Genomic DNA, 22987 nt, shown 5'->3' with positions numbered 1-22987 from the left:
ACGATTATAGCGCGCGACACCGAACAGCAGCAAGCGTTAATGACAACGGGCGCGCAGTCCCAGAAGAATCAACCATTATCGCTGATTTTTCACCACACCGCCACCGGCCATCCGCCCAAATCCGCAGCTTGTCGCGTGAAACGTGCCATTCCTGCAAATCTCGACCATACTCTTGCTGTCCTGAACTAATGAACAACATGACATGGCCGCTACGCACAAGAACAAGACCGTCGCCACCCTGCTCGCCCTGCTGCTGGGCGGGATCGGCGCGCACCGCTTCTACCTCAAGCCGGGCGCCGACCGGATCGGGCTGCTGCACCTGTGCGCGCTGCCCGTCACCGGCATCCTGTGGGGCGCGGTCAAGCCGCACCCCTTCTATGTGATCCTGCCGCTGCTGGTGTCCTGCATCGCCGGCTTCATCGAAGCGCTGGTGATCGGGCTGACGCCCGACGAGAAGTGGGATGCGCAACACAACGCCGGCAGCGGCCGGCAATCGCGCTCGAACTGGATCTTGCCGGTGCTGCTGGTGATCACGATGCTGGCCGGCACCATCGTCCTGATCGGGACGATGGCACGGCTGTTCGACATCCTGTTTACCGGCGGCGCCTACGGTTAGAACTGCTCGACGTCCAGCGCCAGCACGCCCGCCGCGCCGTCGACGATCGACGTGCGCAGCCCCGGCGCCTGCGACAGGATGTGATCGGCGAAGAAGCGCGCGGTAGCGATCTTGGCGCGATAGAAGGCGGCATCGCCCTCACCCGCATCCAGCTTGCCTTGCGCGACCAGCGCCGCGCGCGCCATCTGCCAGCCACCCAGCGTGATGCCGGCCAGCTTCAGGTACGTCACGCTGCCGGCAAACACGGCGCGCACGTCCGATTTGACATTGGCAACCACGTAGTCGACCACCTGCTCCAGCGCGGCCGCACCCTCCCGCAGGCTGCGCGCGATCGCAGCGCAGTCTTCTCCCTGCACCTCGCCCAGCTGGCCTTCGACCGAGCGGATCTGCGCGATCAGCGCCTTGGCCACCGCGCCGCCGTCGCGCACCGTCTTGCGCCCCACAAGGTCGTTGGCCTGGATCGCCGTCGTACCCTCATAAATGGTGAGGATCTTGGCGTCGCGGTAATGCTGGGCCGCACCGGTTTCCTCGATAAAACCCATGCCGCCATGCACCTGCACGCCGTCGCGCGCGACGTTTTCGCTCATCTCGGTCGACCAGCCCTTGATGACCGGGACCAGGTATTCATACACGGCCAGGTTCGCCTTGCGCGTCGCCTCATCGGGATGGTGATGCGCCAGGTCAGAGATGCCGGCGCCGACGTAGGCCAGCGCACGCGCCGCCTCGGTCTGCGCGCGCATCGACATCAGCATGCGGCGCACGTCCGGATGATGGATGATCGCCACCGGGCCTGGCGAGCCGGAGACTTCGCGCGACTGCACGCGGTCCTTGGCGAACGCCACCGCCTGCTGGTAGGCGTGTTCGGCCAGGCCGACGCCCTGCATGCCCACGCCGAAGCGGGCCGCGTTCATCATGATGAACATGTATTCCAGGCCGCGATTCTCTTCACCCACCAGGGTGCCGATCGCGCCGCCGCCGTCGCCGAACTGCAGTACCGCGGTCGGGCTGGCCTTGATGCCCAGCTTGTGCTCGATCGAGACGCAGTGCACGTCGTTGCGGCTCCCTAATGAACCATCGTCGTCGATCAGGAATTTGGGCACGATGAACAGCGAGATGCCCTTCACGCCCGGCGGCGCATCGGGTGTGCGCGCCAGCACCAGGTGGACGATGTTCTCGGTCATATCGTGATCGCCATAGGTGATGAAGATCTTGGTGCCGAAGATTTTATAGGTGCCGTCGCCCTGCGGCTCGGCGCGGGTGCGCACCGCGGCCAGGTCGGAACCGGCCTGCGGCTCGGTCAGGTTCATGGTGCCGGTCCACCGGCCCGAGATCAGCGGCTCGAGGAAGCGCGCTTTCTGTGCGTCGGAGCCGGCGGTGAGCAGCGCCTCGATGGCGCCGTCGGACAGCAATGCAACCAAGGCGAACGACAGGTTGGCGCCATGCAGCATCTCCATACAGGGCGTGGCCACCAGCTTGGGCAAGCCCTGGCCGCCGAATTCCTGCGGGTGCTGCACGCCTTGCCAGCCGGCGTCGGCGTAGGCGCGGAAGGCTTCCTTGAAGCCCTTGGTCGTGGTGACCGCGCCATCCTTCCAATAGCTCGGCTCCTTGTCGCCGGCATGGTTCAGCGGGGCGATCACTTCGCCGCAGAATTTCGCGTTTTCTTCCAGCACCGCTTCCACGGTATCGGGCGTCGCGTCCTCGCAGCCGGGCAGCGCATTGACCTCGGCGAGGTTGGCCAGTTCATTGAGGACGAACTGCATGTCTTTCAGCGGGGCTTTGTAGCTCACCTTTGTCTCCTGGAATATGTCGTTTGCCGATAAAAAAACGCCGCTCCCACGGCCAGGAGAGAACCCGCGTCTTCAATCGTCAGCCGCAAACGCTGAACCGTCGTTCCCGCGCAGGCGGGAACCTCAGTTCATCGGGCAACCACGAGCGCTTGCCATCCAGGCAGCGCATGAAAGCTTGGGTTCCCGCCTGCGCGGGAACGACGTTCCAATGTAGGTTGGCGGGGCAGGCGCTGCAAGTTTGCACGCTGCGCCCCAGTCAGTGATTAACCCAGTTCCTTGACCAGCTCCGGCACGACCTCGAACAGGTCGCCCACCAGACCGTAGTCGGCGACCGAGAAGATCGGCGCTTCAGGGTCCTTGTTGATGGCGACGATGGTCTTCGAATCCTTCATGCCGGCCAAATGCTGGATCGCGCCCGAAATGCCGACCGCGATGTACAGGGTCGGGGCGACGATCTTGCCGGTCTGGCCCACTTGCCAGTCGTTCGGCACGAAGCCGGCGTCGACCGCGGCGCGCGAAGCGCCCATGGCGGCGCCCAGCTTGTCGGCCAGCGGCTCCAGGATCTTGAAGTTGTCGGCCGAGCCGATGCCGCGGCCGCCCGAGACGATCACCTTGGCGGCGGTCAGCTCAGGACGGTCCGACTTGGCCAGTTCGCGGCCGACAAAAGTAGAGGTGCCCGAGTCGGCAACCGCAGTCACGTTCTCGATGGCGGCCGAACCGCCGCCGGCTGCCGAATCGAAGGCGGTGCCACGCACGGTGATGACCTTGACCTTGTCGCTCGACTGCACGGTGGCGATGGCGTTACCGGCGTAGATCGGACGCTCGAAGGTGTCGGGCGAATCGACCTTGGTGATCTCGGAGATCTGCGCCACATCCAGCTTGGCAGCCACGCGCGGCAGGATGTTCTTGCCGTAGGCGGTGGCCGGGGCCAGGATGTGCGAGTAGTCGCCGGCGATGGCCAGGATCTGCGCGGCCACGTTCTCGGCCAGGCCGTCGGCGAAGTGCGGCGCGTCGGCGACCAGCACCTTGGCCACGCCGGCGATCTGGGCGGCGGCTTCGGCGGCGGCGCCGCAGTTGCTGCCAGCAACCAGGATGTGGACATCGCCACCGCACTGGGCGGCCGCGGTCACGGTGTGGTGGGTAGCGCCCTTCAGGGAGCCGTTGTCGTGTTCAGCAATGACTAATGCGACCATGTTGATTCCTATGAATTATTTACGAACAGACGGCTCAGATGACTTTGGCCTCAAGGCGCAACTTCTGCACCAACGTCGCCACGTCCGGCACCTTGACGCCGGCCGAGCGCTTGGCCGGCTCGACGACCTTCAGGGTCTTCAGGCGCGGCGCGACGTCGACGCCCAGGTCTTCCGGTTTGATGGTCTCGAGCGGCTTCTTCTTCGCCTTCATGATGTTCGGCAGCGTCACGTAGCGCGGCTCGTTCAGGCGCAGGTCAGTGGTGATGATCGCAGGCAGCGTCAAAGCGACGGTTTCCAGGCCGCCATCGACTTCGCGCGTCACAGTCACTTTACCGTCTTCCAGCACGACTTTCGAGGCGAAGGTCGCTTGCGGCCAGCCCAGCAGCGCAGCCAGCATCTGGCCGGTCTGGTTCGAATCGTCGTCAATCGCCTGCTTGCCCAGGATGATCAGCTGCGGCTGCTCCTTGTCGGCCAGCGCCTTGACGATCTTGGCCACGGCCAGCGGCTCGGTGTCGCCAGCGGTTTCCACCAGGATGCCGCGGTCGGCGCCGATCGCCATGCCGGTACGCAGGGTTTCCTGGCACTGGGCCACGCCCACCGAGACCGCCACCACCTCGGTGACCTTGCCGCCCTCTTTCAGGCGCGTTGCCTCTTCGAGTGCGATCTCGTCGAACGGGTTCATCGACATCTTGACGTTGGCGACATCGACGCCGCTATTGTCGGACTTGACGCGAACCTTGACGTTGTAGTCGACCACGCGTTTGACGGGTACCAGGACTTTCATAGGGTGCCTTTAAAAATGGGATGGATCGAAATAAGTGGCATAGATTATATGAGAAATCGACGCTTCGGGCTAAATTAAAGCACGATCGTGCGATTTTTAGTTAGAGGAAAACACCTAATCGGCCTATCTCGGTTTTTACAGGGGGAGCGGACGGGGATGGATGCCCCGTCTCAGGGTACGGACGCGGCTGCAGCATCGGCTGCAACCTGTCGCATTATTTGCGGCGCATCAGGAAGGTGAACTCGCCATTCTCGTGGGTATGAGCCAGCAAGGCATTGCCGGTTTGTTTGGCAAAGGCCTGGAAGTCGCGCACGGAGCCGGTGTCGGTGGCAACGATGCGCAGCACCTGGCCGGTTTCCATCTCGGCGAGCGCCTTCTTGGCTTTGAGGATGGGCAGCGGGCAGTTCAGTCCGCGTGCATCCAGGTCTCTCTGGAATTCCATGGTGTCGGTTTCAAAAGTGATATCGCTCATCGCATTACCTGCTTTGATTAAGTGGTCCAACTTCAGTCGCATACTACTCCAATTCGGGCAGTATGACGCACCGCACCAAAATAGTCACACATTGTTGCAAGATTGCAACCGCAATGTGAATTGCTTGACCCTATTACATTGCGTGTGTACTGGATGCTCACGAATCGGCACTGCAGCGGTGCAGCATGCCCCTTAGATGCGGTCCGAATTGGGGCGCGCAATAGTCCGAATGACCATGAAAACAAAGTGTTACGACTTGGTAGCGAGTCTGCCTTGCCCCATTGTCGCAAACGTAAAACGTCGTCCCCGCGCAGGCGGGGACCCAAGTCATTTGCGCAGCCACTACGATTTACGTAGACACAGCGCATGAAAACTTGGGTCCCCGCCTGCGCGGGGACGACGTGGTGAAGCTGACTTATAGACGTGGCGCTTGAGAAGGATCAGGCGCGTTCGCCGACCCAGCCAGCCACGCCGGCCAGCGCCGCCGGCAGGCCCGATGGATCGGTACCGCCTGCTTGCGCCATATCCGGACGGCCGCCGCCCTTGCCGCCCACCTGCTGGGCGACGAAGTTCACCAGCTCGCCGGCTTTGACTTTACCGGTGGCATCCTTGGTCACGCCCGCGATCAGGCTGACCTTGCCGTCGACGACACTGGCCAGCACGATGGCGGCCGTGCCCAGCTTGTCCTTCAGCTTGTCCATGGCTTCGCGCAGGGTGGCGACGTCGGCGCCTTCCATCGTTGCCGCCAGCACCTTGATACCGTTGACGTCGACTGCCTTGCCCAGCAGTTCGTCGCCCTGGCCGGCCGCCAGCTTCGATTTCAGCGCGGCGACTTCTTTTTCCAGGGTCTTGACCTGGTCCTGCACCTGGGCGATGCGGGCGGTCAGCTCGTCCGGGCTGGTCTTGAGCGCACCGGCCGCTTCGACCAGCTTGCGGTTGATCGACTGCACCAGCGCCAGGGCGCCCTCGCCCGTCACCGCTTCCACGCGGCGGATGCCGGCGGCGACGCCGCCTTCCGACACGATCTTGAACAGGCCGATGTCGCCGGTGCGGGTCACGTGGACGCCGCCGCACAGCTCTTTCGAGGTGCCGATGTCCAGCACCCGCACGGTGTCGCCGTACTTCTCGCCGAACAGCGCCATCGCGCCATGCTTGACGGCGTCGTCGAAGGACATATTGTGCGACTGGGTTGGATGGTTTTCCAGGATCTCGCGGTTGACGATGGCTTCCACTTGCGCGATCTCATCCGCGGTCAGGGCTTGCGGGTGGCTGAAGTCGAAGCGGGTCTTGTCCGGATCGACCAGCGAACCTTTTTGCTGCACGTGGCTGCCCAGCACTTCGCGCAAGGCCTTGTGCATCAGGTGAGTAGCCGAGTGATTACGGATGGTGCGGCCGCGCTTGACGGTGTCCACTTGCGCGTCGACGGTGTCGCCAACCTTCAGCGAACCCTCGCGCAGCACGCCGTGGTGGCCGAACACATCGGCCTGGATCTTGAGCGTGTCTTCCACGTCGAACTGCACGCCACCAGTGCCGATGACGCCCTGGTCGCCAACCTGGCCGCCCGATTCGGCATAGAACGGGGTGGTGTCGAGCACGACGATGCCGGCCTGGCCGGCCTTGAGCTCGTCGACTTTCACGCCGTCGGCGTACAGCGCCAGCACGTGGGTGTTGTGGGCCAGCGAGTCGTAGCCGACGAACTTGGTCTTCTCGCCTGCATACTCGACGTTGGCGGCCATCTTGAACTTGCCGGCGGCGCGCGCGGTCTTCTTCTGCTGTTCCATGGCGGCGGCAAAGCCCGCCTCGTCGAGCGTCACGTTACGCTCGCGGCAGATGTCGGCGGTCAGGTCGAGCGGGAAGCCGTAGGTGTCGTACAGGGTGAAGGCGGTGGCGCCATCGAGATTCTTCGGATCCTTGGCCAGCTGGGCTTCCAGGATCTTCATGCCGTTTTCCAGCGTCTCGCCGAAACGCTCTTCCTCGGCCTTCAGCACCGACGCCACGCGGTCTTTCACGTTGCGCAGTTCCGGATAGGCTTCGCCCATCTCGAGGTCCAGGTCGGCCACCAGCTTGTAGAAGAACGGTTTCGTCTGGCCCAGCTTGTGGCCGTGGCGCAGCGCGCGGCGGATGATGCGGCGCAGGACGTAGCCATGGCCTTCGCTGCTCGGGATGATGCCATCGACGATCATGAACGAGGCCGAGCGGATGTGGTCGGCGATGACCTTGAGCGAGTTGTTGCCCAGGTCGTCGATGCCGGTCTCGCGTGCCGCTGCCTTGATCAGGTTCTGGAACAGGTCGATCTCGTAGTTGCTGTGCACGTGCTGCAGCACGGCGGCCAGGCGCTCCATGCCCATGCCGGTGTCGATCGACGGCTTCGGCAGCGGGGTCATATTGCCCGCTTCGTCGCGGTTGAACTGCATGAACACCAGGTTCCAGATCTCGATGAAGCGGTCGCCGTCTTCCTCGTTTGATCCCGGAGGACCGCCCCAGATGTCGGCGCCGTGGTCAAAGAAGATCTCGGTGCACGGGCCGCATGGGCCGGTGTCGGCCATCTGCCAGAAGTTGTCCGAGGCGTAGCGCGCGCCCTTGTTGTCGCCGATGCGGATGATGCGCTCTTTCGGCACGCCGATCTCGTTGGCCCAGATGTCGTAGGCTTCGTCGTCCTCGAAATAGACGGTGACGGTCAGCTTTTCGGCCGGCAGGCCATAGACCTTCGTCAGCAGTTCCCAGGCATACTGGATCGCATCGCGCTTGAAATAGTCGCCGAAGCTGAAGTTGCCCAGCATTTCAAAGAAGGTGTGGTGACGCGCGGTGTAGCCGACGTTTTCCAGATCGTTGTGCTTGCCGCCGGCGCGCACGCAGCGCTGGACCGAGGTCGCGCGCGAATACGGGCGCGAATCCAGGCCCAGGAACACATCCTTGAACTGCACCATCCCGCTATTGGTCAACAGCATGGTCGGGTCATTGCCAGGCACCAGCGGGCTGGAACGCACGATGGAATGGCCTTTGGATTCAAAGAACTTCAGGAACTTTTCGCGAATGTCTGAGGATTTCATGTCTGTTGGAAGGGCGGAATGAGGCAGCGTGCCAATAAAGGAACGATTATAGCCTAGCCGCTGCCGCCAATATCGGTCATGCCGATAATGACAACTTGCCAGCAACAATGGACTCAGCGCAGCAGGTGCGATACCGCGCGCGTCTTCGGCTCGACCGGGGCCAGCATCGTCATGGCCGCTCCCTGCAGGATGCGCGCACGGGCCTCGCCGGTCGGATCGGTATCGCGGCGGCGCGCGCCGGCCTGCACCGACTTGCCGATGAGGTCGAGCCAATGGTTGATAGCGGCCTGGGCGCCTTCGGCGTGCGGGGACAACGGAATGATGGTGGTCGAGAGTGCCATGCTAGCTGCTTCAAAGAGATCGTCTTTACTTAACGTCTCCCGGGCGACCATTCTTGAGGCCGCCAGACAAATATATTGCTGAGCCGAAAGTTCTTCAGGCGAAATCCGGCCCGATCAGGTCGATGCGGTCGGTGCAGAAGGCGTCCACGCCCCAGTCCAGCAAGGTGCGCGCACGGCCGGGATCGTTGACGGTATAGCAGAACAGGCCGAAGCCGCGATCCTTCACCGCCCGCGCCATTTCCGGCCCCAGGTGCTGGTGATTGGTGTGGATGGCAACCGCGTCCAGCGCGCGCGCACGTGATTCCCAATCCGGCCCCAGCGCGCTGATCAGGCAGGCGCGCGGAAGCTGCGGCGCGGCCAGGCGCGCGCTGGCCAGCGCCACGTCGCTGAACGAGGACAGCAGCGGAACCCGGGCCATGTCCCCGGCCGCGAGTTCGGCGGCGAACAGCTCGGCGGCAAGCGCCGCCACAACCGCGCCGGTTTCCGCGTCGAACCCGGGCGCCGGCTTGATCTCGATATTCATCCACACGCCCTGCTCCTTGCAAAGGCGCGCGAATTCGGTAAACAGCGGCACCGGTTCGCCGGCAAACGCCGGGGCGAACCAGGCGCCGGCATCCATCGCCGCCAGATCGCCGGCATCGTGCTCGAATACGCTGCCCGATCCCTTCACCGTGCGGCCCAGGCCGGGGTCGTGCACCACCACCGGGACACCGTCACGCGCCAGCATGACGTCGAACTCGACCGCACGAAAGCCTGCCTGCATGCCGCAGCGCAGGCCGGCATAGGTGTTCTCGGGCGCCAGGGTGCCGCCGCCACGGTGGGCCAGGATGCGGGGGTAAGGCCAGATGCGGGGCCACATGCGCGCCTCCTGTCGACAATCAGGCCGGCACGCCAAGGCGCCAGGCCAGCCAGGCGAAGGCGCCCAGGTTCAGCGCCACCGTCAGCTGGAATTTGCGCTGGAACGATTGCTTGCTGGTCTTGTGGCGCAACCATTGCTGGGCCAGCAGCGCTCCTGGCCAGCCGCCGACCAGGCCGAGGATCAGCAAGGTGCTCTCCGGCGTGCGCCAGCTGTTCGCGCGCGCCGCCGACTTGTCGATGGCGTAGGCGACAAAGCAGGTCAGGCTGGTCGTCAGGTAGGCGGCGCCGACCAGTTGGGACATATCCCACGCCAGGCTGGCGAACAGGTAAACGACGAGAAAGAGGACGAGCGGCAGGTAAGGCATGGCGCCAGCTTACCGCTCCCGGCCCGCAAATGTCCACTGGGCAAATGCAGCATTTATCGTCGTCCGATGCCGCCCCTGGGTTCGTCATCGAACAGAGCCGACGATACCAAACACCTACGCTGAGTTCTCACAGGTATCACATCACGTAGGAGATGACATGGCTTTCGATTTGGGTAACTTATTGCAGCAATATATCGGCGGCGCCGGCGCCGTCGCCAACAATGGCAAGGCTGCCGACGACTTCGACCAGGTGGCGCAGAACGCGCCCCGCGCCAGCATCGCCCAGGGCATCGCGAGCGCCCTGCGCTCGGACCAGACCCCGCCCTTCCCCCAGATGGTCAGCCAGTTGTTCGGGCAGAGCAATCCCGACCAGCGCGCCGGCATGCTCAACAGCCTGCTGGGCGGCGCGGGTGGCGGCTTGCTCGGCTCCGTGGCCGGCGGCGCATTGGGCAAGATCTTCGGCGGCAACGCGCCATCGAAGGTCACGCCGGAACAGGCGGCGCAAGTCTCGCCTGAGCAAGTGCAAGAACTGGCCGAAAAGGCGCAACAAGAGAATCCCGGCATTGTCGACCGTATGAGCGACTTCTATGCCGAGCATCCAACCTTGATCAAGGCTGCCGGCGGCGCCGCGCTGGCGGTCGCGCTCGGCTATATGGCCAACAATATCCGTAAACAATCACCAGAAAAGGAGGGTCCCGTGGGTATCCTGAGCAATATTTTCCATAAGATTTTCCCAGGTAAGAAAGATGCGGCGCCTGCCGCCGCAACTGCAGCAGCGCCAACTGCGGCTCCTGCCGCTCCGGCCCAGCCGCAAGCAGCGCCGGCGCCGAGCGCACCGGCCGCAGCCCCTGCTGCTCCGGCCGCCGCTGCGCCGGTCCAGCAGGTCGACGTCGAGCAGATCCTGAACGATATGCAGAAGTCGTCCGGCCAGCAGTTGAACTGGCGCACTTCGATCGTCGACCTGCTCAAGCTGCTCGGACTGGACAGCAGCCTGGCGTCGCGCAAGGAACTTGCCGCCGAACTGAACTACACGGGCGATACCAATGACTCGGCCAAGATGAATATCTGGCTACACCGCCAGGTGATGAACAAGCTGGCCGCGAATGGCGGCAAGGTGCCGGCCGACCTGCGCGACTGATAGGCATGCACTTGGACCCCGGCCTGCGCCGGGGCTGTGCTTCGCCCCAGGCCTGCGCCCACTAGCGTCCGGAATAATTTCGGGCGCTTGCAAGAAGCCACTTCATACAACAGACCACGTCGTTCCCGCGAAGGCGGGAACCTAAGTTTGACCGACCAGCAGCTCAAGAAATCACCTTCGGCAAGCGGCAAGATTACGCTAAAGCATGAACATTCTGTGATTCAGCATGGATCCCCGCCTTCGCGGGGATGACGATGCATGCTTTGCGTATAAATATTCCGGACGCTAGTGGGCCTGCGCCGGGGTGACGGTGGATGCGCTGGCGATCAGTCAGCCAAGGTCGTATTGGCCGCCGTCCCGCACGCAAAGCAAAAGCGCGCGAACGCATTCTTGCGAGTCGTGCAAGCGCCGCACCGGTTGAACAGGCCGATGCCGCAGTGTGGGCAGAAGTCGGTCTTGCCATCCTTGAGGTCGACGGCGCGCTCGCAACCGGGGCACACGCTTTTCGCCAGGCGCGCCTGGACGAGGTCGTAACGCATGCCCTGGCGCCGCTCGGCGTCGGGCAGCGCCTCGGCCTGCTTCTGGCGCGCCAGGTAGCCCTGCAACCAGACGATGGCGTAACGTCCTGCGACCACCGTCAGGATGATGCCGACGATGTAGCGCACGTAGCCGCCATAGCTCGGCAGATAGGGCACCAGCTCGAAGAAAAAGGTGAACAGGGCAAAGATGATGAAGCCCCAGGCGAACGGCCAGTCGGCCGTCTTGCGCTTGTGCCTGAACAGCCAGCCGGCCGCCAGCAGCAGCGGCAAGGTCAGTGCCAGGCGGTAGAGAAAGACGCGCAGCTCGCGCGCCTCGATTTCGTCGGCGAAGGCCTGCTGGGCCGGTTCTTGCAGGGCGTCCCAGCGCAGCTTGGCGCGCTCGTGGGCCTGGGTGGCGTCCAGCATGGTCTGCTGTTCGCTTTCTACCGCCGCGAGGGCGGCGCGTTCAGCGCGCTCCAGGGCCTCCAGGCCCTGGGTACGCTTGATCAGTTCGGGGTCTTGCTCGGGCCGTGCGGTGGCCTGCCGGGTCGCCAGCCAGTTGTCGAAGGTCGAGCGCGCCGAGCGCGTATTCGACTGCGCCACCGTGTGCTTCTGGCTGGCCTGCTCGAGGCGCGAGCGCGCGCCGTCGATGCGCGCCTGCTCGCTGGCCATCTCGGTGCGCAGCTTGCCGACCTGGGCCGGGTTCATGAACTCCTCGACCGTCAGCGGCGCTTCGACGTCGCGCAGCTGCTGCACGACCAGGCCGCCAAGGCCGATCAGGAAAGCGGCGAAGACGAAGGCGACGAGCCACAGAGCCCGCTGCATCCATTGTTCGGTCAGGCGCAAGCCTTTGCTCATGAAGCGCTCCTCTGCGATGACAAGCCCGCAGCTTGCCATCGTCGGGAATATCATGCTACTGGCAGTTGACACAGGCCCGCTATGCGCTACTACCAGTATCGCCCTGCGATACTACGTTAGAAGTAGGACAGGCCCAGCGCCTTCTTGACTTCGTCGGTCGTCGCGGCCGCCACTTCGCGCGCCTTGATGGTGCCTTCCTGCAGCATCTTCATCACCTGGGCCGGGTCCTTGGCGAACTCTTCACGACGCGCACGGATCGGCGCCAGCAGGTCTTGCAGGATGCCTTCCAGGCGCTTCTTGACGATACTGTCGCCCAGGCCGCCGCGCTGGTAGTGCGCCTTCATCTCGGCCAGCCCTTCCTTGTCGGTATCGAAGGCATCCAGGTAGGTGAAGGCGACGTTGCCCTCGATATGGCCCGGATCCGACACCTTCAGGTGCAGCGGGTCGGTGTACACGTTCTTGACCGCAGCGCGGATCTCGTCGGCGCTGGCGCCCAGGTTGATGGTGTTGCCGAGCGACTTGCTCATCTTGGCCTTGCCGTCGATGCCCGGCAGGCGGCCGACTTCCGGCACGAAGGCCTTGGCCTCGACCAGGACGTCGCGGCCGACGATGCGGTTGAAGCGGCGCACGATCTCGTTGCACTGCTCGATCATCGGGATCTGGTCTTCGCCCACCGGCACCACGCCGGCCTTGAAGGCGGTGATGTCGGCGGCCTGGCTGGCCGGATAGGTCAGGAAGCCGGCCGGGATGTCGCGCTCGAAGCCGCGCAGGACGATTTCCGCCTTCACGGTCGGGTTGCGCTCGAGGCGCGCCACGGTCACCAGGTTCAGGTAGTAAAAGGTCAGCTCGGTCAGTTCCGGGATCTGCGACTGGATGAAGATCGTGGTCTTGGTCGGGTCGATCCCTACGGCAAGGTAATCGAGCGCCACTTCCACCACGTTCCGGTGTACCTTACTCAGGTCATCCATATTGTCGGTCAGCGCCTGCGAGTCGGCCAGCATGACGAATTGGCGGTACTGGTGCTGGTAGGTCACGCGATCGCGCAGGCTGCCCACGAAGTGACCGAGGTGCAGCGGACCGGTCGGACGGTCGCCGGTCAGGATAATCTGGCTTCCCGGAGCAGGAGCAGTAGCAGGAGTTTGTTGCAGGGTCATCGAGGTTCCTTGGTAGATGCCTCGATCGTCCTGCGTCAATGAATGAACGCCACCCAAATCGAGGCGGCGTTAGCTGGAATGCACATCATTTCCGGGGCCGCGCGCTAGGAGCGGCGCCACCAGGCAAGAATGAGATGTGCTTTCGGAAAGATCATGGACCGCATGGTTGCAGGTTGGCGCGCCGCTGTCAACCGCTACCCGTACCGTGACTCGGCAGGCAAGGCTCTCCCCACGCAGTGTGAACCCCGGTAGCGCCGCATTGTCGACATTTTGTTGCAATAAAATCAAGGATTCAGAACAACCATGAACAAGAGCACGAACAGCCCAGCACACCCCCTCGAACTCTGGGGCGGCCTCGAATGCACGGTCAACCGCGTGCAAGACAGCTATTTCAGCCAGCTGGACCGCAACGGCCACAGCGGGCGCGCCTGCGACATCGAGCGCTTCGCGGCGCTCGGCATCCGCGCCATCCGCTACCCCATCCTGTGGGAACGCACCGCCCCCGACGGCATCGATGGAGCCGACTGGCGCTGGCCGGACGAGCGCCTGGCCGCCCTGCGCGAGGCTGGCGTCACCCCGATCGCCGGGCTGATCCACCATGGCAGCGGTCCGCGCCACACGAGCCTGGTCGATCCCGGTTTTGCGCAAGAGCTGGCCGACTACGCCGGCGCCGTCGCCGCGCGCTATCCCTGGCTCGAGTTCTACACCCCGGTCAACGAGATCTGCACGACGGCGCGCTTCGCCGGCCTGTACGGCGTCTGGTATCCGCACGGCCGCGACGACCGCACCTTCATCGACGCCCTGCTTAACCAGTGCCGCGCCACCGTGCTGTCGATGCGCGCCATCCGCGCCGTCAACCCGGACGCGAAACTGGTGCAGACCGATGACCTCGGCAAGACCTACAGCACGCCGGAGCTCAGCCACGTAGCCGAGTTCTACAACGAGCGCCGCTGGCTGGGCTGGGACCTGCTCTGCGGCATGGTCGGGCCCGGGCACAAGTTGTGGAATTACTTGCTCAAAAGCGGCGCCACAGCCGAAGACCTCCTGTGGTTCCGCGACAATCCCTGCCCGCCCGACCTCATCGGCGTCAATTACTACGTCACCAGCGAGCGCTGGCTGGATCACCGTCCCGAGCGCTTCCCCGAAAACCATCGCGGCATGGCCGACGGCATCCCCTGCGCCGACATCGAAGCCTCGCGCGTGCTGGCCACGCCGACGCCGGGCATCGCCCCGCTGCTGTCCGAGATCTGGGAGCGTTACGGCATCCCGCTGGCCATCACCGAAGCCCATATCGACGCCAACCGCGAAGACCAGATGCGCTGGCTGCTCGAGATCTGGGAAGCGGCCCAGCAGTCGCGCGACAACGGCGTCGACGTGCGCGCGGTCACGGTGTGGGCCCTGCTCGGCTCCTTCGACTGGAACAGCCTGGTGACGGTCGAGCGTGGCTACTACGAACCGGGACCGCTCGACGTGCGCTCGCCGCTGCCGCGGCCGACCGCGCTGGCCCGGATGATGCGAGAACTGTCGGACGGCGCGCCGCTGTCGCACCCGGTGCTGCGCGCCCAGGGCTGGTGGCGCCGGCCGGGCCGCTTCCTGTGCCAGCAGCCGGTGGCCACGCCCGCCGCGCTCACCTCGATCGCGGCCGACGGCCACCGCCTGGTGGGCAGCGACGCCGCGCCGATCCTGATCCTCGGCGCCAGCGGCACCCTGGGCCGCGCCTTCGCCCGCATCTGCGACAAGCGCAACCTGGCCTACAAGCTGCTGTCGCGCCAGGACATGGACATCGCCGATGCCGACTCGGTCGAGCGCGCGCTGGCGCAGCACAAGCCGTGGGCCGTGGTCAATACCTGCGGCTACGTGCGGGTGGACGACGCCGAGCACGAGATGGAGCGCTGCCAGCGCGAAAACACGCACGGCGCCGCCATCCTGGCCGCCGCCTGCGCGCGCCACGACATCCACCTGACCACCTTCTCGAGCGACCTGGTGTTCGACGGCCGCAACGAGCGCCCCTACGTCGAATCCGATACACCGAATCCGCTCAACGTCTACGGCCGCAGCAAGCTCGATGCCGAGCGCGCGGTGCTGGCCAATCATCCGGGCGCACTGGTGGTGCGCACCAGCGCCTTCTTCGGCCCCTGGGACGGACACAACTTCGTGACCCTGGCCCTCGATGCCCTGGAGCGCGGCGACGCCTTCGTGGCGGCCAGCGACCTGACCATCTCGCCGACCTACGTGCCCGACCTGGTGCACGCCTGCCTCGACCTGGCCGTGGACCGCGAAGCCGGCATCTGGCACCTGGCCAACCAGGGCACGCTGACCTGGGCCGAACTGGCGCGGCGCGCGGCCGAATTGGCCGGTGTGGATGCGGCGACGCTGGAAGCCAAGCCGGCCGCCGAGTTCGGCTTCACGGCGGCGCGGCCGGCCTACTCGTCGCTGCACAGCGAGCGTGGCGCGCTGCTGCCGGCGCTGGACGATGCGCTGCGCCGTTATGTCGAGCTGCGCATTGCCGACAAGGCCGAACGCTGCGCGCTGCAGGCGGAGGCTGAAGGCCGGCAGCAGGTGGCCGGTGGGGATACCCAGGCCGAGGCGGACACGATCGCTGCGGCACAGTCCGGGACCTGATCGCCAACGGATGAGGCGCCGCGGCGCCTCGTCGGGATGCGGCTGGCAAGCGCCGTGCTTCTGGATAGCTATAATCAACGCTTTCCGATAGCACAAAAAATATCGAGACATGACGCAATCCAGCCCACCTTCCCCTTCCTTGCCGAAAGCCCTCGGCCACATCCGCGTACTCGACCTGTCGCGCGTGCTGGCCGGCCCCTGGTGTTCGCAAAACCTGGCCGACCTCGGCGCCGACGTGATCAAGATCGAGCGTCCCGGGGCCGGCGACGACACCCGCGCCTGGGGCCCGCCGTATGCGAAGGATGCGCAGGGTAAAGACACGCTGGAAGCCGCCTATTACCTGTCGGCCAACCGCGGCAAGCGCTCGCTCACGGTCGATATCGCGAGCAGCGAAGGCCAGGCCCTGCTGCGCGAGCTGGTGGCCCATTGCGACGTGGTGCTCGAGAACTTCAAGGTCGGCCACCTCAAACGCTATGGCCTCGACTATGCATCGCTCAAGGAAATCAGGCCCGACCTGGTCTACTGCTCGATCACCGGCTTCGGCCAGGACGGTCCGTATGCCCACCGCGCCGGCTACGACTTCCTGATCCAGGGCATGGGCGGCCTGATGTCGGTCACCGGCGAGCGCGACGACCTGCCCGGCGGCGGTCCGCAAAAGGCCGGCGTCGCCCTCACCGACCTGATGACCGGCATGTATGCCACGGTCGCCGTGCTGGCCGCCCTCACCCACCGTGACCGCACCGGCGAAGGCCAGCACATCGACATGGCCCTGCTCGATACGCAGGTGGCGATGCTGGCCAATGTCGGCAGCAATTACCTCAACAGCGGCAAGCCGCCCAGGCGCTGGGGCAATGCCCACGCCAATATCGTGCCCTACCAGACCTTCGCGTGCGCGGACGGCCACCTCATCGTCGCCACCGGCAACGACGGCCAGTACCAGAAATTCGTCGATGCCGGCGGCCGGCCCGAATTGGCGGGCGATCCGCGCTTCGCCACCAATCCGCTGCGCGTGCAGAACCGCGAGCTGCTGGTGCCGCTGCTGGCCGAGATGGTCAAGCGCAAGAAGCGCGACGAATGGATCGCGCTGCTGGAAGAAAAAGGCGTGCCCTGCGGGCCGATCAACGACGTCGGCGAAGTATTCGCCAACGAGCAGGTGGTGGCGCGCGCGATGGCGATCGACCTGCCGCATCCGAGTGCGGGCCAGGTCAAGCTGGTGCGCAATCCGATCCGGATGTCGGCCACGCCGGCAACGAGCGGGATGGCCCCGCCCCTGCTGGGCCAGCACACGATGGAAGTATTGCGCGAAGTGCTGGGCAGGAGCGAGGAAGAGATCGCGGCCTTGCGCGAACGGGGTATTGTCTGAAAGCTTAGTGCAGCTGGTGCTTCAGGTTCGACAGCTCGTCGTGCACGCGCACGATGACGGATTGGACTTGCGGTGATGGACGGGTCGAGGTGCAGACGCGCTTGGCCTCGTCGCCCATGGCTTCCAGGTCGTCGATGGCCTGGATCATGCTCGACTGGTCGTTCGATTGCATGACGCTTTGCGCGCGCCCGGCTTCCTCGGCGATCTTGTGGATGCAGTCGCGGATCTCGCTGGGGACGCTCCCGTCGCTCTGGCAGACTTGCTCGGCCTGGTTTACGACCTGCTGGACGCTTTTAAAACGTTGCTGGATTTCGGCGGTTTGCAGCATGATGCCCTCCTGAAAAATACGTGGAAAAACCACTGGAGCCTTCCAGCTTAGGATGGATCCCTGGTTTATCAAGCATCGATTTCGCCTGTTCCGCGGGACAATGGCGGTGCGTTCCCCTTTGCACTTTTATGTCATCGGCTCCGACAGCGCCGCGCGCAAGACGTCGACCAGCTCACGCACGCGCGGCACGTCCTGTTTCGCCTTCGGCCACACCACGTGCATCGTCAAGCCGGGCGTCGCATAGTCCGGCAGCACCTCGACCAGGCTGCCGTCCTTCAGATGCCGCTCGATCAGCCAGGTCGACATCTGGGCGATGCCCAGCCCCGCCACGGTCAGCCCGGCCTGGACTTCGGCGTCGCCAGTGACGATCCGCGCGTCGAATGCGCGCTGCTCGACCAGGGCGTTGCCGCGCCGGATCAGCAAGGGACTGACGCGGCTGTCGGCCTTGCCGTACATGATCACGGCATGTTCCACCAGCGCTTCGACCGAGGCCGGCGCGCCGTGCGCCGCGAGGTAGGAAGGCGCCGCGCAGAACACCTTGCGGTCCTGGCCCAGCAGGCAATGGCCGAGCGCGGGCGACCAGGCTTCCGGGCTGCCGATGCGCACCGTCACATCGATGCCTTCGTCCTCGAGATCGACATAGCGGTCGGTAAAGGACAGCACCGGCTTGATGCGCGGATAACGCTGCAGGAATGCCGTCAATACCGGCAGTACGACCAGGCGTCCGTAGGTGGCCGGCAGGTCGACCCGCAACCGTCCGGCCAGCAGCTCGCCCTCGGCGTGCAGGGCATGCTCGGCTTCCTCGAGCTCGCCAAGCACCCTGGTGCAGGCGGCCAGGAAACGGGTCCCGGCATCGGTCAGCGCCAGCCGGCGCGTGCTGCGCTCGAACAGGCGCGCGTCCAGGCGTGCTTCGAGGCGGGCGATGGCCTTGCCGACGGCCGAGCCGGTCAGGTTGAGGCGCTGGGCCGCGCGAATGAAGCTGCCGGCCTGGGCCACGGCCACGAAGACGTCGACCCCTTTCAAGCGTTCACTATTTTGCATGATTGATTAGGGAAAAATATTCCGCCAAGTATAGAAAAAATGCCCGAGATAGGAAATAGTATTTCAAATAGGATGGCGACCTGCTCAATCCCAATAAGAAAACCATGTCCCATTCACCCTCCGCGCTCGCGCAGCCGGCCCCGGCATCCTCATCGTCCGGCGCGCTGTCGATATTGATCTTGGCGATCGCCGCCTTCGTCATCGTCACCACCGAATTCCTGATCGTCGGCCTGCTGCCGGCCTTGTCGCGCGACCTCGGCATCTCGATCTCGCTCGCCGGCCAACTGGTGACCTTGTTCGCCTTCACCGTGATGCTGTTCGGTCCACCGCTGACGGCCTGGCTGTCGCACCTGGACCGCAAGGCGCTGTTCATCGGCGTGCTGGTCGTGTTCGCGCTGTCCAATGCCCTGGCCGCGCTGGCGCCCAATATCTGGGTGCTCGCGCTGGCGCGTTTCATTCCGGCGCTGGCGCTGCCGGTGTTCTGGGGTACCGCCAGCGAGACCGCGGCCGAACTGGCCGGCCCCGACAAGGCCGGGCAAGGCGTGGCGCGGGTCTACCTCGGCATCTCGGCTGCCCTGCTGTTCGGCATTCCACTGGGCACCATCGCCGCCAACAGCATCGGCTGGCGCAATGCGTTCTGGATCCTGGCCGCGCTGTCGCTGGCGATGGCGCTGGCACTGATGTTCCTGATGCCGGCGGTGGCGCGCGCCAGGCGCGTGGACTTCCGTTCCCAGGCGACCCTGTTCCGCGAGCCCTATTTTTTGGCCAACGTCGGCCTGTCGATCCTGGTATTTACCGCCATGTTCGCCGCCTACACCTACCTGGCCGACATCCTCGAGCGGGTGGCCGGCGTGGCGCCGCTGGACGTCGGCTGGTGGCTGATGGGCTTTGGCGCGATCGGCCTGATCGGCAACTGGGCGGGCGGCAAGGTGGTCGACCGCGCGCCGTTGAAGGCCACGGCGCTGTTCTCGGGCCTCCTGGCGCTGGCGATGGCGCTGGCGGTGCCCACCGCCAGCTCGACGATCCTGTTCTGCGCGGTGCTGGCGCTGTGGGGCATCGCGTACACGGCGCTGTTCCCGATCTGCCAGGTACGGGTGATGAAATCGGCCACCCACTCGCAGGCGCTGGCCGGCACCACCAATGTATCGGCGGCGAATGCCGGCATCGGCATCGGCGCCATGCTGGGCGGCGCGGCGATTCCGCTGCTTGGCCTGGACAAGATCGGCTATATCGCGGCGGGCTTCGCGCTGCTGGCCGTGCTGCTGGCGCCGCTGGTGGCGCGCCTGCGCCGGAGTTAAGGCATCTCCACAGCATGGCGGCATGCCCGCCGGCACGAATTACGTGACTTCCACCACGCCGCACACCTTGTGAAAATATTTTTTTCACAAGGTGCATCCATTCCTGCATCTGGCGAGTAGTACAAGCGCCAACATTGCAGGCCGACCCGGCCGCGATGCGCTCCTAACGAATTCAAACAAGCAATTCTTACTGAGGACACATCATGACCCAACCACAATTCGCCAAGCTCGTTCTCGTTTCCTCGATCGCCCTGGCCCTGGCCGCCTGCGGCAGCAGCAGCGACGACCACCACTCCGACACGACCCCGACCACCCCGCCGCCACCGGCCGCGACGGTCGGCGACGTGGTCGCCCTGACCGCCAGCAACCGCCTGGTGTCGTTCGACCGCGCCACGCCGGGCACCATCCGCAGCAATGTGCTGGTGACGGGCCTGCAGAGCGGCGAGAACCTGGTCGGCATCGACGTGAGGCCAAAGGACGGCATGCTGTACGGCGTCGGCTCGACCGGCCGTCTGTACACGCTGGACGCCGCCACCGGCGCCGCCACCAATAAATCGCGCCTCGCCGCCGATGCCGCCGACACCACGGAACCGTTCACCGCCCTGGCCGGCGCCAGCTTCGGCGTCGACTTCAACCCGATGGCCGACCGCCTGCGCATCGTCAGCAATACCGGCCAGAGCCTGCGCATCAACGTCGACACCGGCGCCACGACCACCGACGGCAGCATCAATGGCGGCGCCGCCAACACCGCGATCTCGGCCTCGGCGTATACCAACTCGTTCGCCGGCACCGGCTCGACCACGCTGTACGGCATCGACAGCGCCAATTCGACCCTGTACACCCAGAACCCGCCGAACGACGGCACCCTGGCCAAGCCGGTGCCGCTGGGCGTCACCATCGGCGCGGCGAACGGCTTCGACATCGATGCGCGCACGAATATGGGCTATATGGTCGCCACCGTCGGCGGCGCACGCAACCTGTATGGCGTGAACCTGGCCGCCACCAGCGCCCCGACCAGCCTGATCGGCGCGCTCGGCGTGACCGAAGACATCCGCGGCATCGCACTGCGCGCCGTGGCGGCGCCGGTGATCCTGGGTCTCTCGAACGACAATCGCCTGCTGGGCTTCAAGGTCGCTTCGCCCAACACCATCGACACCAATGTCGCCATCACCGGTTTGGCCGGCGGCGAAACCCTGGTCGGTATCGACGTGCGGCCGAAGGACGGCATGCTGTACGGCCTGACCTCGACCGCGCGCCTGGTCACCATCGATCCGGCCACCGGCGCCGCCACCGTCAAGGCGACGCTCAGCGCCGACGCCGCCGACACCACCGCGCCTTACACCGCCATGCAGGGAACGTCGTATGCGGTCGACTTCAACCCGGCCGCCGACCGCCTGCGCGTGATCAGCGACAGCGGCCAGAGCCTGCGCATCAACGTCGACACCGGCGCCACCACCACCGACGGCAATATCAACCGCGCCGGTGTGGCCCCACGCGTCGTGGCCGCCGCCTACACCAACAGCATCCCGAATGCGGCCTCGACCCAGCTGTTCGACGTCGACGGCGCAAGTTCGGTGCTGGCGCTGCAGAATCCGCCGAACGACGGCACGCTGGTCAATGTCGGAGCGCTGGGCGTGACGGTGGCGGGCGATGGCGGCATGGACATCGGTGGCGGCGAGAACGGCCTGGTGCTGGCGGCGCTGCGCACCACGGCCGGCGGTCCAAGCTCGCTGTATCGGGTTAATTTCACGACCGGTGCGGCGACCCCGGTCAATGGCGCGGCAACGCCGGCGACTTCAGTGATCGGCAGTGGTACGCCAGGCGTGCGCGATATCGCGATCTGGCTGCGCTGATGATCCAGGCGGCAGCATGCGGGCTGCCGCCTAGATCCTGACCGCGCGCCCGATATAGAGTATGGGCCCGGTCGGACGGCCGATCGGTGATCCGGCGGCCGGTTCCAATGTGATCTCGAACAGCTGGTTCGGCACCACCTTCGGCAGGTTGGCGAGCTTGACCTCGACCGACTCTCCCGGCTTGACCAGGCCCAGCGAGACCGGACCTTCCCAGTCGTCGGCCTTGGTCCACAGCTGCAGCGCGCGATCCGCGGGCACCTCGGTCGTCACCAGCGGTTGCAGGCGCAGCGTGTCGTCGGCCACCAGCTCCAGCACCCAGCCCGGCCCCGCGTTCTGCGGCGCGGCCAGCACCACCATATAGCGCGGCTGCTCGACCTCGAACTGGCGCACGCCGACCACGGCGACCATGACCGCGGCGGCCGCGAAGCCGCCGGCGGCCAGGGCGCGCCACAGGCCCAGGCGTTCCCACCAGCCCGGACCGGCGGCCGCGGGTGCGGGTGTGGCCACGGGCCCAAGACTACGCTCGATGCGCGGCCACAGCGCGCCTGATGGCACCACCGGCCCGACCAGCGCGTTCAGGGGCATCAGCCGTTCTTCCCAATAGGCGACGGCGGCGCGCAGCGTGGCGTCGTTCGGCAGCATGGCGTCAACCTCGCGGCGCCGTGCGCGCGACAGTGTGCCCAGCACGTATTCGCCGGCCAGCTCGTAGGGGTCGTGGACCGGATTCATACCATGCACTCCCGCAGCGCGCTCATGCCGCGCTTGATCCAGGCCTTGACCGTCCCCAGCGGCGACTTGAGGCGTTCGGCGATTTCGCTGTGCGAGAAGCCGTCGACATAGGCATGCAGGATGCTGTTGCGCTTGGCGACGTCGAGCCGGTTAAGGCAGTCGTGCAGGCGCCCCATGTCCTGGCGCAGTTCGAAGGCATCCTGCATGCCGGGATCGAAGGCATCCGTGCCCAGGGCATCGAACGCTTCCTCGTCGACGTTGATTTCGCGGGCGCCGTCGCGCACCGCATCGAGCGCCGCATGGCGCACCACCGTATACATCCAGCCGCGTCCCGAACCACGGGTGGCGTCGAAGCCGGCGGCGCGGGTCCAGATGCTCACGAAAGCATCGTGCAGCACATCCTCGGCCGCCTGGCGTTCGCGCACGATGCGCAGGGCGACGCCCAGCAGGCGCGGACTTTCCTGGTCATACAGGCGGCGCAGGGCTTGCCGGTCGCCGCGCGCACAGGCGGCGAGGTGCGCTTCATAATCGAAGTGGTCGGGTGCAGTTGTCACGGCGGGCCGTTCTCGGGTGGATGGTCCGGGACCTCCCGGCTCCCGACGAACGGCAATTATAGTTG

At 65.3% G+C, this 22987-nt stretch carries 20 protein-coding genes; 6 read left to right on the top strand and 14 right to left on the bottom strand.

Translation table 11 applies throughout. The features are described from left to right. The first annotated feature begins 202 nt into the window (after positions 1-202). Positions 203-616, top strand: a complete 414-nt coding sequence (locus SOM61_RS08135) for an NINE protein (protein WP_320473613.1) — start codon at positions 203-205, stop codon at positions 614-616. On the opposite strand, the gene SOM61_RS08130 is transcribed toward SOM61_RS08135, so the two are convergent. From SOM61_RS08130 to SOM61_RS08095, 8 genes are all read right to left on the bottom strand, one after another. Continuing rightward, the gene (locus tag SOM61_RS08130; RefSeq protein WP_320473612.1) at positions 613-2403 is read right to left on the bottom strand and encodes an acyl-CoA dehydrogenase; all 1791 of its coding nucleotides are present in this window, start codon (positions 2401-2403) and stop codon (positions 613-615) included. The genes SOM61_RS08135 and SOM61_RS08130 overlap by 4 nt on opposite strands. 263 nt (positions 2404-2666) lie before the next feature. Then, a complete protein-coding gene (locus SOM61_RS08125; RefSeq protein WP_320473611.1) occupies positions 2667-3596 on the bottom strand; it encodes an electron transfer flavoprotein subunit alpha/FixB family protein in 930 nt (309 codons plus the stop codon). 34 nt (positions 3597-3630) lie between these two features. After that, a complete protein-coding gene (locus SOM61_RS08120; protein WP_320473610.1) occupies positions 3631-4380 on the bottom strand; it encodes an electron transfer flavoprotein subunit beta/FixA family protein in 750 nt (249 codons plus the stop codon). A 214-nt stretch (positions 4381-4594) separates the two neighbouring features. Then, a complete protein-coding gene (locus SOM61_RS08115) occupies positions 4595-4822 on the bottom strand; it encodes a sulfurtransferase TusA family protein (protein WP_040777452.1) in 228 nt (75 codons plus the stop codon). Between the two features lie 470 nt (positions 4823-5292). Then, entirely contained in the window at positions 5293-7902 is a 2610-nt protein-coding gene (gene alaS, locus SOM61_RS08110) for an alanine--tRNA ligase (protein ID WP_320473609.1), read from the bottom strand. 113 nt (positions 7903-8015) lie between these two features. Continuing rightward, positions 8016-8243: a hypothetical protein gene (locus SOM61_RS08105; RefSeq protein WP_320473608.1), complete on the bottom strand. Its 228-nt coding sequence runs from the start codon at positions 8241-8243 to the stop codon at positions 8016-8018. A 94-nt stretch (positions 8244-8337) separates the two neighbouring features. Beyond that, complete coding sequence (gene ugpQ, locus SOM61_RS08100) at positions 8338-9090, bottom strand: glycerophosphodiester phosphodiesterase (protein ID WP_320473790.1); 753 nt, start codon at positions 9088-9090, stop codon at positions 8338-8340. A gap of 31 nt (positions 9091-9121) precedes the next feature. Beyond that, positions 9122-9466: a DUF1294 domain-containing protein gene (locus SOM61_RS08095; RefSeq protein WP_320473607.1), complete on the bottom strand. Its 345-nt coding sequence runs from the start codon at positions 9464-9466 to the stop codon at positions 9122-9124. Positions 9467-10163: 697 nt separating this feature from the next. Here SOM61_RS08095 and SOM61_RS08090 point away from each other — a divergent pair. Next, positions 10164-10604, top strand: coding sequence for a DUF3597 domain-containing protein (locus SOM61_RS08090; protein ID WP_320473789.1), 441 nt, complete (start codon positions 10164-10166; stop codon positions 10602-10604). A 326-nt stretch (positions 10605-10930) separates the two neighbouring features. On the opposite strand, the gene SOM61_RS08085 is transcribed toward SOM61_RS08090, so the two are convergent. Both SOM61_RS08085 and trpS read right to left on the bottom strand, forming a co-directional pair. Beyond that, complete coding sequence (locus tag SOM61_RS08085; protein ID WP_320473606.1) at positions 10931-11980, bottom strand: zinc ribbon domain-containing protein; 1050 nt, start codon at positions 11978-11980, stop codon at positions 10931-10933. 116 nt (positions 11981-12096) lie between these two features. Further along, positions 12097-13134 (bottom strand): tryptophan--tRNA ligase, encoded by a 1038-nt coding sequence (trpS, locus tag SOM61_RS08080; protein ID WP_320473605.1) that lies wholly within the window; start codon positions 13132-13134, stop codon positions 12097-12099. Positions 13135-13437: 303 nt separating this feature from the next. Between trpS and SOM61_RS08075 the strand changes: the two genes are divergently transcribed. Together SOM61_RS08075 and SOM61_RS08070 are read left to right on the top strand one after the other, a co-directional pair. Beyond that, the gene (locus SOM61_RS08075) at positions 13438-15756 is read left to right on the top strand and encodes a family 1 glycosylhydrolase (protein ID WP_320473604.1); all 2319 of its coding nucleotides are present in this window, start codon (positions 13438-13440) and stop codon (positions 15754-15756) included. Positions 15757-15865: 109 nt separating this feature from the next. After that, on the top strand, positions 15866-17119 hold the full coding sequence (locus tag SOM61_RS08070; RefSeq protein ID WP_320473603.1) for a CaiB/BaiF CoA transferase family protein: 1254 nt from the start codon (positions 15866-15868) through the stop codon (positions 17117-17119). A gap of 4 nt (positions 17120-17123) precedes the next feature. Here the strand turns inward: SOM61_RS08070 and SOM61_RS08065 are convergent, their stop codons facing one another. Both SOM61_RS08065 and SOM61_RS08060 read right to left on the bottom strand, forming a co-directional pair. Continuing rightward, positions 17124-17447, bottom strand: coding sequence for a hypothetical protein (locus SOM61_RS08065; RefSeq protein WP_147933947.1), 324 nt, complete (start codon positions 17445-17447; stop codon positions 17124-17126). Between the two features lie 126 nt (positions 17448-17573). Further along, positions 17574-18488: a LysR substrate-binding domain-containing protein gene (locus SOM61_RS08060; RefSeq protein WP_320473602.1), complete on the bottom strand. Its 915-nt coding sequence runs from the start codon at positions 18486-18488 to the stop codon at positions 17574-17576. A gap of 104 nt (positions 18489-18592) precedes the next feature. On the opposite strand from SOM61_RS08060, the gene SOM61_RS08055 reads away from it, so the two are divergent. Further along, positions 18593-19786, top strand: a complete 1194-nt coding sequence (locus tag SOM61_RS08055) for an MFS transporter (protein WP_320473601.1) — start codon at positions 18593-18595, stop codon at positions 19784-19786. Between the two features lie 203 nt (positions 19787-19989). Next, positions 19990-21639: a DUF4394 domain-containing protein gene (locus SOM61_RS08050; protein WP_320473600.1), complete on the top strand. Its 1650-nt coding sequence runs from the start codon at positions 19990-19992 to the stop codon at positions 21637-21639. 30 nt (positions 21640-21669) lie between these two features. On the opposite strand, the gene SOM61_RS08045 is transcribed toward SOM61_RS08050, so the two are convergent. After that, positions 21670-22368: an anti-sigma factor gene (locus SOM61_RS08045; protein ID WP_320473599.1), complete on the bottom strand. Its 699-nt coding sequence runs from the start codon at positions 22366-22368 to the stop codon at positions 21670-21672. Then, the gene (locus SOM61_RS08040; protein WP_320473598.1) at positions 22365-22922 is read right to left on the bottom strand and encodes a sigma-70 family RNA polymerase sigma factor; all 558 of its coding nucleotides are present in this window, start codon (positions 22920-22922) and stop codon (positions 22365-22367) included. Before SOM61_RS08040 ends, SOM61_RS08045 begins: the two co-directional genes overlap by 4 nt. Between the last annotated feature and the right edge of the window lie 65 nt (positions 22923-22987).

Origin of the sequence: Massilia sp. CFBP9012 (genome assembly GCF_034045115.1) — a bacterium.
GTDB lineage: Bacteria > Pseudomonadota > Gammaproteobacteria > Burkholderiales > Burkholderiaceae_D > Telluria.
The sequence above is the reverse complement of the archived record's forward strand: the minus strand, read 5'-3'. Positions and strand labels throughout refer to the sequence as shown.